This window comes from Paraburkholderia oxyphila NBRC 105797, assembly GCF_000685075.1.
GTDB lineage: Bacteria > Pseudomonadota > Gammaproteobacteria > Burkholderiales > Burkholderiaceae > Paraburkholderia > Paraburkholderia oxyphila.
Map to the genome: position 1 here is coordinate 19,816 of NZ_BAYD01000119.1, position 10,623 is coordinate 30,438.

Annotated in this window: 8 protein-coding genes; all 8 read right to left on the reverse strand. The window is 69.0% G+C overall.

The genetic code is table 11. The features are described 5' to 3' along the window. Positions 1-156: 156 nt before the first annotated feature. The 8 genes from BO1_RS41080 to BO1_RS41115 all read right to left on the reverse strand — a co-directional run bounded on the left by BO1_RS41080 (position 157) and on the right by BO1_RS41115 (position 10,412). The gene (locus BO1_RS41080) at positions 157-1,761 is read right to left on the reverse strand and encodes a FadD3 family acyl-CoA ligase (protein ID WP_174490632.1); all 1,605 of its coding nucleotides are present in this window, start codon (positions 1,759-1,761) and stop codon (positions 157-159) included. Between the two features lie 110 nt (positions 1,762-1,871). Beyond that, entirely contained in the window at positions 1,872-2,990 is a 1,119-nt protein-coding gene (locus BO1_RS41085) for a ferredoxin--NADP reductase (protein WP_028222542.1), read from the reverse strand. Between the two features lie 8 nt (positions 2,991-2,998). After that, positions 2,999-3,763, reverse strand: a complete 765-nt coding sequence (locus BO1_RS41090) for an SDR family oxidoreductase (RefSeq protein WP_028222543.1) — start codon at positions 3,761-3,763, stop codon at positions 2,999-3,001. Between the two features lie 20 nt (positions 3,764-3,783). Further along, positions 3,784-5,592: an FAD-binding protein gene (locus BO1_RS54940; protein WP_063744748.1), complete on the reverse strand. Its 1,809-nt coding sequence runs from the start codon at positions 5,590-5,592 to the stop codon at positions 3,784-3,786. Beyond that, entirely contained in the window at positions 5,589-6,137 is a 549-nt protein-coding gene (locus tag BO1_RS41100) for a flavin reductase family protein (RefSeq protein WP_028222544.1), read from the reverse strand. The genes BO1_RS54940 and BO1_RS41100 overlap by 4 nt, the downstream gene beginning before the upstream one ends. Continuing rightward, on the reverse strand, positions 6,134-7,927 hold the full coding sequence (locus BO1_RS54945; RefSeq protein WP_043288715.1) for an FAD-dependent oxidoreductase: 1,794 nt from the start codon (positions 7,925-7,927) through the stop codon (positions 6,134-6,136). Before BO1_RS54945 ends, BO1_RS41100 begins: the two co-directional genes overlap by 4 nt. 10 nt (positions 7,928-7,937) lie before the next feature. Beyond that, positions 7,938-9,131: an acyl-CoA dehydrogenase family protein gene (locus tag BO1_RS41110; RefSeq protein ID WP_028222545.1), complete on the reverse strand. Its 1,194-nt coding sequence runs from the start codon at positions 9,129-9,131 to the stop codon at positions 7,938-7,940. A 141-nt stretch (positions 9,132-9,272) separates the two neighbouring features. Then, entirely contained in the window at positions 9,273-10,412 is a 1,140-nt protein-coding gene (locus BO1_RS41115) for an LLM class flavin-dependent oxidoreductase (protein ID WP_028222546.1), read from the reverse strand. Positions 10,413-10,623 lie beyond the last annotated feature (211 nt).

The window sequence follows — 10,623 nt, forward strand, 5'->3', positions numbered from 1 at the left end:
ACTACTATAGGCCTAAGCGCCGCTTGAGTCCATGCAACCCCAATTTTTGACATGGACCGCTCACCCGGCTTACGGTTTCCGGCGACGGCGCAGCCCGGCGCTTATCAAATTGTCACCACTCCCGCGCCGTCAATCGACATCCCTATCGAACCCGCCCTAAGCCGGAGCGCCCTCCTGAGCCCCTTCGCGCAGGCGGTACTTGAGCACCTTGCCGGCCGCGCTCACGGGCAGCGCCTCGACGATCTCGATACGCCGCGGCACCTTATAGTTCGCCATATTCCGGCGGGCCCATTCGATGAGCGAGGCGGCATCCGCCTGGACCCCCGCTCGCAGCACGACATAAGCGTGCCCCACTTCCCCGAGCCGTGCGTCAGGCACGCCCACCACGGCAACCTGCGCAACGGCCTCATGAGCCGCGAACAAGCGCTCGATCTCCGCCGGATAGCAATTGAATCCACCAACGATAAACATATCCTTGATGCGGTCCGTCACCCGCAGATAGCCGCGCTCATCGAGCGTCCCGAGATCCCCCGTATGAAGCCAGCCCTCATCATCAACGGTCTGCGCGGTAGCCGCCTCATCATTCAGATAGCCACGCATGACGTTATAGCCCCGCACCCAGACCTCGCCGGTCTCCCCCGGCCCCAGCGCCGCCCCATCCGGCCCCGCGATCCGCACCTCCATACCCGGCATGGCACGCCCCGAAGTCTGCGCGACCGTAACAGCATCGTCGCCATGACGACACAGCGTGGCAAAGCCACAAGACTCCGTAAGCCCATACCCCGTAAGCACGGTCTCGAAGTTCAGCTCCGCGCGCATGCGCTCAACGAGACTCGGCGCGATGGCGGCCGCGCCCGTCACCGCCACGCGCAGCGAAGAAAGATCGAGCTCCGCAAGCCCCGGCGTTTCAAGCAGCGCGTGATAAAGCGTGGGCGGCCCTGGCAGCACAGACACGCGCTCGCGCACCACCCGCTCGAGCACCGCCCGCGGATCGAACACGAGATGCGGCAGCACCGTCGCGCCGCTCGTGAGCGCTGCGAGCCAGCCCGCCTTGTACCCGAATGCATGAAAGAACGGACTGACGATCAAATAGCGGTCGCCCTCGCGCAGCTGCGCGATCTCGGCCCACCCGTGCGCCGCGCGCACGTTCTGGCCATGCGCGGTCATCACGCCCTTCGGGCGGCCCGTCGTGCCCGAGGTGAACATCACGTCCATCAGCGTATCGGGGCCCACCTGCGCTTCGCGCGCGCGAAATGCTTCGAGCCTTGTCTGCGGAGCGCGGGCGAGGAATTGCTGCCAGCTCTCGTCGCGGCCATCGGCGGCTGGCGCGCCGCCGAACACGATCACGCGCTCGAGCGTCGCGGGCCGATGCGGCGCGAGCATCGCCGGATAGTCCTCGCCAAGGAACGCGCCGCAGCTGAACAGCATGCGCGCGCCGCTGTCCGCGAGGATCGCGCCCGCTTCAAGGCCCTTCATGCGCGTGTTCACCGGCACGAGCGCCGCGCCCACGCTCTGGATCGCAAGCGCGGCAACGATCCATTCGGCGAAATTGGGCGCCCAGATCGCGACGCGGTCGCCCGCGGCGATGCCGCAGGCCATCAGCGCGCGTGCCGCTTCGATGCGCGCGGCGTCGAGCTGGGCGTAGCTCAGGCTGCCCTCGGGGGTTTCGATCGCAATGCGCGCGCCGTAGCGCGCCGCGCCGCGGGCGATCAGCGCGGGGGTCGTCAAGGTTTCGTGGGGCGTCGTTTGGTTGGGCGTCATCTGGGGACTCCGGAAATACATGCGCCGCCGCAACACGCGTGGGAGACCACGGGCAAAGCGGCGGCGCTCAAGGCCAGGAGCGGCGCATGCACGGCGTGCACGCGCGGCCCCTAATCGGGAAACACGATGCGCAGCTCGGCACTCGCCGGCGTCGCGCTGCACGCGAGCGTCCAGCCGGCGGCCCGTTCTTCGTCGTCGAGCACGCCGTTATCGGCCAGCGTCACGCTGCCCGCCTCCACGCGGCACATGCATGCGCCGCACAAGCCGCTGCGGCACGAGCTGGGCGGCGAGAGGCCGGCGCGCTCCATCGCGTCGAGCAGCGTCTCGTCGGGCTCGCAGGTGAATTGCGCGCTCGCGCCGTCGAGGTGCGTTTCGACGTGCGCGGCTTGCGGTTCGGCTTCGGCCGCTGCCTTGGCGGGCTCGCTCGCTGCGTTTGCCGCCTGCGCCGTGGGCTCCGCGCGCGCGGATGCCTCCGGCTCGGCGGGCCGAGCCGCAGCGGGCCTCTCCTTGGCGGGCTTGTCAGGCAGCGACGCAAAGCGCTCGACATGAATCTTCGCGCGCGGCAGCCCGAGCGCGAGCATCGCGGCCAGCGCGCTCTCCATGAAGAGCGCCGGACCGCAAATGAAGCACTCCTGACGGCTCCACGGCCGCGCCAGCTCCTCGAGGTGGCGCTGCTGCGGCACGCCCTGCACGCTGTCGAGCCAGTGGATCACGCGCAGCCTGCCCGGGTGCCGCTGGGCGAGATCGCGCAGCGCCGCGCCGAAGATCACCGAGGATTCGTCGCGGTTCGCATAGATCAGCGTGAGCATGCCGCGCCCGCCCACCAGCGCCGCCTTCAGGATCGAGAGCACCGGCGTGATGCCGCTGCCGCCCGCGAACAGCAGCAGGTCGTCGTCGAGCGAGCGCGGCGTGAAGACGCCCGCGGGCGCCATCACGTCGAGCTCGTCGCCGGGACGCACGCTGTCGCACAGCCAGTTGGACGCGCGGCCGTCGCGCACGCGCTTGACCGTGATCTTCGGGGCCGCGTCCACGCCGGGGGCGCTCGAGAGCGAGTAGCAGCGCTGCAGCGTCGCCTGCTCGCCCGGCAGGCGCAGCGTGAGAAATTGTCCGGGCCGGTACGCGAACGCATCGGTGAGCGCCGCGGGCAGTTCGAATACGAACGAGCGCGCATCGGCACTTTCGGCTATCACGTCGGCGACCCGCAGCCGATGAAAACGAGCTTCGGTCATGGCGTGTCTCAGGCAACGCCCATGATCATCTGCGCATTGTCGATGCGGTACTCGCTGCCGTTGATGAAACGCGATTCATCGGAAGCGAGGAACAGCACGAGCTGCGCGATGTCTTCGGGCAGGCACATGCGCGCGCGCGGATCGACCGATTCGGTAATCTGCGCGCGGCCCGCTTCGGCCGAGCCGAAGAACGGCTCGGTCATCGGCGTGAGGATGCCGTCGGGGTGCACGGTGTTGGCGCGGATCTTGTAGCCCTGCTGCTTGCAGTGCGCGGCAATCGCGCGCGTCATGGCCGTCACGGCGCCCTTGCTCGCCGAGTACGCGCAGAACATGCCGAGCCCGCCCAGCGCCGCCACCGACGACATGTTGACGATCGCGCCGCCCTTGTCCTTCATCGCGCGCACGGCCGCCTGGCAGCCGAGGAAGTAGCCCTCGGCGTTGATGCGCATGATGCGCTGCCAGAGTTCGAGCGGCGTGTCCTCGATGCTGCCCAGTTGCAGGATGGCCGCGTTGTTGACGAGCACGTCGGGCGTGCCGAACTGCTTTTGCGTCGCGCCGAACACGTCGTTCCAGCCCGCCTCGGAGGAGATGTCGTGGCGCACGAACAGCGCCGCGTCGCCGATCTGCGCAGCCACCGCGCGGCCCGCTTCCTCGTTCACGTCGGTGAGCACGACGCGCGCGCCCTCGGCGGCGAACAGCACGGCATCGGCCTTGCCCACGCCGCTCGCGGCGCCCGTGATCACGGCGATCTTGCCCTTGAGTCTGTCTCCCATCTTCTTTCTCTCTTCGTCAGTCAGTGTGTTTGTGGATAAAGCGGAATGACCTTCGCGCCGGTTCGGCCCGGCGTGCCCGCTGGGCTTTTCTTCCCGGCGGGTTGCGCGGCGGCGTGCTCGCGCTCGCGCGCGGCCAGCACTTCGCGCGCGCCCGCACGGCCCGCCTGGCGGCCCGACCAGATGCAGTCCGCAAGCGAAAGGCCGCTCACGTAGTGATTCGAGGCGAGGCCGCGCGCCGCGCGCCCCACCGCATAGAGGCCGGCGACAGCGCCACCTTCGGCGCGCAGCACGGCGTTGCTCGACTCGTCCACGCGCAGCCCGCCCAGCGTGATCGCCGGGCAAGGAAACGTGCGGCTCGCCGCCGAGATGTCGAGCGCGTAGAACGGCGCCTCGCCAAGCGGCGCGAGCATCGCGGCGGACTTGCCGAAGGCCTCGTCGCGCCCTGCTCGCGCGGCGGCGCGGTAGGCGGCCAGCGAGCGTTCGAGCGTGGCGGCATCGGCGCCGATTTGTGAAGCGAGCTGCGCGACGCTTGCCGCGCGCTTGCGCCCCGCAAGCATCAGCATCAGCGCGGGCACGCTCTGGAACGCCCACAGGCGGCCGCGCAAACATTCACGCAAGGCCTCGCGCACGAGCGCGGCATCGAGGATCAGCCAGGCGCGCCCGTCGCGCGTCTCGCACATCGCGTGGCCGAGCGTGGCGCCGTAGACCTCTTCGTTGCAGAAGCGCTCGCCGCGCGCATCCACCACGCAGCCGCGCGCCCATGCGAACGGCGGGTTGATGAAGCGCCATGCGGAGACGCGCTCCATGCTGTCCGCGACACCGCCTGCCGAGATGCCGAGGCGGATGCCCGAGCCGTCGCAGCCGGTCGTGCCGAGCCGCCAGTTGGCGAGATAGCGCGGCGCGTGCCGCGCGAGCATCTCGCGATTGAAGATGAAGCCGCCGGTGGCGAGCACGACCGCGTCGGCGCGAATATCGAGCGGACGGCTCGCGCGCAACTCAAGCCGATGGAGCGCGGCGCGCAAGCGGTCGGCGAGCGCGGGCAGGCCGTTGTGGAGCTTGTCGGCCCAGCGCGCGAGGCGCGCGTGCTGGCGCTGCGCGCGGCCCGGCTCGACGCGCCAGACCTGCGCGCCGATCACGCGGCCCGTGGCATCGACGATGAGCCGCCGCACGCCCGAATGGCGCAGGATCTCGACGTTGGGCTCGGATTCCACCGCGTGGCGCAACGTCTCGAAGAGCACGCGCCCCGACATGCCGCGCCCCTTCGTGCGATGGCCGCGCGGCGCCGGCGGCACGGCGGGCGCGTCGCCCACGGCCTCGTTGCCCGAGTAATAGAGAAAAGCGCGCTCGGGCGGATAGGAGGTCTTGCGCTCGGGCATCGCCGCGCCGAAGCGCACGCCCTGCCGCTCGAGCCACGCGAGTTGCGCGACGCTGCCGTTGCAGAAGCGCTCGAGCGCGGCCTGCGAGACCGCATCGCCGACTTCGCCTTGCAGATAGGCCGCCATCGCCTCGGGCGTGTCCGTATAGCCCGCCTCGCGCTGGTAGGGCGTGCCGCCGCCCGCGTAGACCACGCCGCCGCTCTTGGCACTCGCGCCGCCGCCCTCGAAGCGCTCGATGATGCGCACGCGCGCGCCCGCCTGTGCTGCTTCAAGCGCCGCGCACGCGCCCGCCGCGCCGAAGCCCGCGACCAGCACGCCGCAGACATCGTTCCAGCGGTGCGCACCGGCGTCGGCAACGACGAGCGGCGGCTCCACGGGCGTCGCGCTCGTGTTGGCCTTAACGAAGACGCGTGCGTTCGCGGCGTTCATGATGCGGGCGGCGCGCGTGTTCATGCAGTTGCGCAACGCGCGAGCGTAGCGGCAGCTGTCGCGGCGGCCGGTGCCGTGCCCGCCGTGGTATAGGCGCCGTCCACGTACACGAGCGGATCGATCTCGCCGCTCATCTTCACTTCGAGCAGGCGGCCGATGAACACCGTATGCGTGCCGTAGTCGAAGCGGCCGTCCTGGCGGCACACGAGGTTGGCCTGCGCGCCGTGCAGATACGGCACGCCGTCGGCCGAGCGTTGCCAGTCGCCGGTGGAGAAGCGCTCCTCGCCCTTCAGGCGCCCGCTGCAATCGATCGCGATGCCCTGCTGCTGCGCCGCCAGCAGGTTCACGCAGAAGTCCGCGCCCGCTTCGAGCGGCGGATAGATCGACGAAGACCGGTTGATGCAGATGAGCAGCGAAGGCGGCTCGGTCGACAGCGAATCCACGGCGGTGGCCGACATCGAGTAGCGGCGCTCGCCGTCACAGCAGCTGATGACCGTGACCGAGCGCGCGAGGCGGCGCATCGCGAGCAGCATGTCGGCGCGCAGCGGTTCGGGGGAAAGTTCGCTCATTGTGTGACTCCACGAAGCTCGCGGCCTTGTTCGGTGCCTTGACGAGCGTTTGATACAGATGATACGGATGCCGAAGCTTCTGCTCCGGCGGGAACGGCATCGGCGAGAAAGTTGGCGGCGCGATAGCCGAACGTCATCGCGGGCCCGAGCGTCGAGCCCGCGCCGGGATAGCTCGCGCCCATCATCGAGGCGCTCGTGTTGCCGATGGCGTAGAGGCCCGCGATGGCGCTGCCATCGTCGCGCAGGACGCGCGCGTTCTCGTCGGTGACGAGGCCGCCCTTCGTGCCGATATCGCCCGCGTCGATGCGCACCGCGTAGAACGGCCCCTCGCCGATGGGTGCGAGACACGGGTTCGGCTGCACGGACGGGTCGCCGTAGTAGGTGTCGAAGACGTTGCCGCCCTTGCCGAATTCCTCGTCCACGCCGCTTGCCGCATAGCGGTTCATGCGCGCGACGGTCTCGCGCAGGCCGGCTGCGTCCACGCCGATCTGCGCGGCGAGCGCATCGAGCGAGTCCGCGCGATGCAGCAGCGAACGGAACGCAGCGGGAATGCGCGAGTCGGGCATCATCGAAGCCGGCATGATCGGGCCGCACGGGTAGCGCTTGCGAAAGCGCGCGTCGAAGACCATCCAGGCGGGCACGCCCTTGCCCGTTGCCGCGTGGTCGCGATACATCGCGGGCACGAACTCCGAGTATGGCGCGGCCTCGTTGACGAAGCGCTTGCCGAGCCCGTTGACGATCACGCAGCCCGGCAGGTTGCGCTCCACGAACAGCGCGCGCTGCTTTTCCTCGCCATCCACGCGCACCGTGGGCGCGCCCCAGACGTGCTCCATGAGCGCGAGCGCGCCGCCCGCCTGCTCGCCGGCCACGATGGCGTCGCCGGTGTTGTACGGCGGCGTCGCGCTCCATTGCGCCGCGGTGGGCTGCGGCAGGTAGCGCTCGCGCAGCGCCTGATTGCGCTCGAAACCGCCCGCCGCGAGAATCACGCCGCGCCGCGCGAGCACGCGCACCGGCTTGCCCTCGCGCTCGGCCACGACGCCCGCGATGCGGCCGTGCTCTTGAATCAGCTCGCGCATTGGCGTGGAAAGCCACAGCGGCACCTTGCGCTCGAGCAGCGCGTAGCGCAGGCCGCCCACGAGCGCATTGCCGAGCGTGAGCCTGGTGTCGCGCCGCGAACGCAGGCGCGCGCCGATATTGAGCCAGTAGCGCCCGAACTCGCGCAGCGCGAGCGTGATGAAGCCGCGCTCCTTTGCCAGCAGCACGTGCGCCTCTTTCGAGGTCACGGCCACCCTGCCGCCAATCAGCGTGCCCGGCGAAGGATCGCGCAGCCGTGCGAACTCGGCGCCCAGGCGCGCGCCGTCGAACGGCAGCGGATCGAGCGCGCGGTAGCCGGGCATCGCGCCGGGCTGATTCTGGAAATAGTCGGCATAGCGCGACAGCGACTGATAGCGCACTGGCGTGCGCGCCTCCAGATAGCGCAGCATTTCGGGCGCGGTGTCGAGGTACGCGTCGAGACGCGCCTCGCTTGCCGCGCCTTGCGTGCAGGCTTCGATATAGGTGCGCGCGGCCTCGCGCGTGTCCGTGCCGCCTGCTTCGGCGATATGGTGATTGCACGGCACCCAGATGCCGCCGCCCGACACCGCCGAAGTGCCGCCATACTGCGCGCTCTTCTCGATCACGAGCACCGAGAGGCCGAGATCGGCGGCGCGGCACGCGGCCAGCAGGCCGCCGGCGCCGGAGCCGACGATCAGCACATCGAACGTTTCAGTCTCCATGGCCCGATCGTTCATGAGCACCGCCTCAGATGAAGAAGTCGGTGTTCGTGCGCCCGAGCATCACGGCGCCGAGGTTCTGGCCAAAGCGGTCGAGATTGTTCGCGTAGTGCGCGCGCGCCGCATGCAGGTCGAGAAAGCGGCGCACGAGCGGGTTGCGCTTATAAATGCCGTTGCCGCCCGCATAGCGCAGCAGCGCATTGGCCGCCTGAGCGCAACGCTCGGCCACCTGCGCCGATTGATAGCGGAAATGCACGCGCCGCTCGATCGACACTTCGGGGCCGCCTTGCGCCGCCGCGAGCAGCTCCGCGAAGTTGCGGCGCAGCAGGACCTGCATCTCGTCGATGGCGACCGCGGCGTTGGCGCAGGCGCTCTGCGCGCCGGTGTCCTCGCTGGTCTTCCCGCCACTGTTCGCGCTCACGCGGTTCGTCGCGTAGGCGCGGAAGTCGTCCACGGCCCCTTGCAGCGCGCCGATACATGCCGTGCAGACCGCGCGCACGAAGATCTGTGCGAACGGCAGGCGAAAGAGCGGCGCGTCGTTCAGGGCGAGGCCCGGGCTCGTGCCCATCATGCCGTCGACGGCCTTGTGCGTGCGGTACTCGGGCACGAACACGTCGTTCACGATGATGTCGTGGCTGCCCGTCGCGCGCAGGCCCAGCACGTCCCAGTCCTGCTCGATCGTGTAGTCGGACTTCGGCAGCAGGAAGGTGCGGTATTCGGGCGGCTCGCCCGCCTTGGCCGGCGGCACGAGCGCGCCGAGGAACACCCACTCGCACAGCTCGCTGCCGCTCGAGAATTTCCAGTGGCCCGAGAGGCGGAAGCCGCCTTCCACGGGCGTGACCTTGCCTACCGGCATATACGTGGAGGCGATCAGCGTGGACGAGTCCTTGCCCCAGACATCCTGCTGCGCGCGCTCGTCGAAGAGGGCGAGCTGCCAGTTGTGGACGCCGACCACGCCATACACCCACGCCGTGGACATACAACCGCTCGCGAGCGCCATCTGGATCTCGAAGAAGGTCTGCGGGTCCAGTTCGTAGCCGCCGTAGCGCTTGGGCTGGAGCACCTTGAAGAAGCCCGCTGCCTGCATATCGGCGATGGTCTGTGCCGGGATGCGCCCGGCGGCTTCGGCCGCGTCACCGCGCTCGGCCAGCACGGGCGCGAGCGCCTGCGCGCGCGCGATCAGTTCGGCTGCGAGGGCATTTGATTCCTGGTCTCGGTGCACCGCTGTCTCCTATGTCGTCTTCTTCGGTGGCGCCATGCGCCACGATGGTTCGTCGTCGATTCGATTTGCTAGTGCGCCTGCGCCCTGCTCAGGGTCCCTCTGGACCACAGCCGGACGCCGGCGCTTGCGCTGCGGCGCCGCTCAGGCGACGGCGCGCGCCTTGACGCGGTTGAAGTACGGAATCACGTGCTCGCCGATATTGCGGATCGATTCGAGCGCCGCCTCGTGCGGGACCGTGCCCATCTGGACGAGGAACAGCACTTCGTCCACGCCCGCCTCCTTCAGGCGTCCTACGTAACCGATACAGTCATCCACCGTGCCGTAGGCGTGGTTGGGGTTCATCATCGAGAGCGCCGGGTCGCTGAAGTCCACCACCACCTCTTCCGAGGCGAAGCGCGAGCGGATCACCATCTCGCCGGTATCGGCCTGCACGAGGTCGTCGCCCCACTTCGACGGATCGGGACGCTCACCGCCCGTGTACCAGTACGCGAGCGACTCCATGAAGTAGCGCTGGCCGCGAATGCCGATCTTGCGGGCCTGCTGGCCGTCACCGAGCACGATGGCCGGGCACAGTGCGGCGAGGTGCTCGGTGGGGCGGAAGCCCACCTGGTCCTCGGCCTTGCGGGTGCGCCAAGCCTCGCGATAGAGGGCGTTTTTCTTGGCCACTTCGTCCGGACCGCCGAAGCCGAGCACGAGCGCGCCGAGACCGCGCTGACCGGCGCGCAGCAGGGCGTCGCTGTTGGTGCAGGCCATGTACATCGGCGGATGCGGGTCTTGATACGGCTTCGGGTGGATCGGACGCTTAGGAATCTTGATGTACTTGCCGTCGTGCTCGATTTCGTCCTGCACGAACATCTTCGGCACGAGATACATCGACTCGTCGATCATCGGCTGCAGTTCGTTGAGGTCGTAGCCGAAGGCGCCCGCCTCCTGCTGGCTGCCGCCCTTGCCGACGCCGAAGTGCACACGGCCTTCGGAGAGGATGTCGAGCAGCGCGACGCGCTCGGCCACCTTGATCGGGTGGTTCATCGCGGGCGGCAGGCAGACGACGCCGTGGCCGAGACCGATGCGCGTGGTGCGGCCGGCGAGATACGCGAGGAAGGTTTCCGGCGCGCTCATGTGCGCGTAGTTGGTGAGCGAGGTGTGCTCGACGCACCAGACGGTGTCGAAGCCGACCTGCTCGGCGAGCAGCGACTGTTCGAGGGTCTCCTTGAAGACGCGGCGGTCGCCCTCGCGGGAGGCATCGGTCGTTTGCGCTTCGTAGATCAGAGAAAACTTCATCGCGGGTGTCTCCTTGTTTGTCGGGCGGGGGCGGCGGGTGCCGCGCTGCCACTGCCGGTGTGATTCGTGACTGTCCACGAGATGAAGTTTCTGTTCGGAGCGCAAGCGGTGCATCGTCTGTTTGGATTACCGTGGGGGCCCGCTGGGGCGGGCTGGTTTGGGTGGTTGTTATGGCGCTTTGGCCTTAACTTGTTTTCGCGGCAGGCCGCAG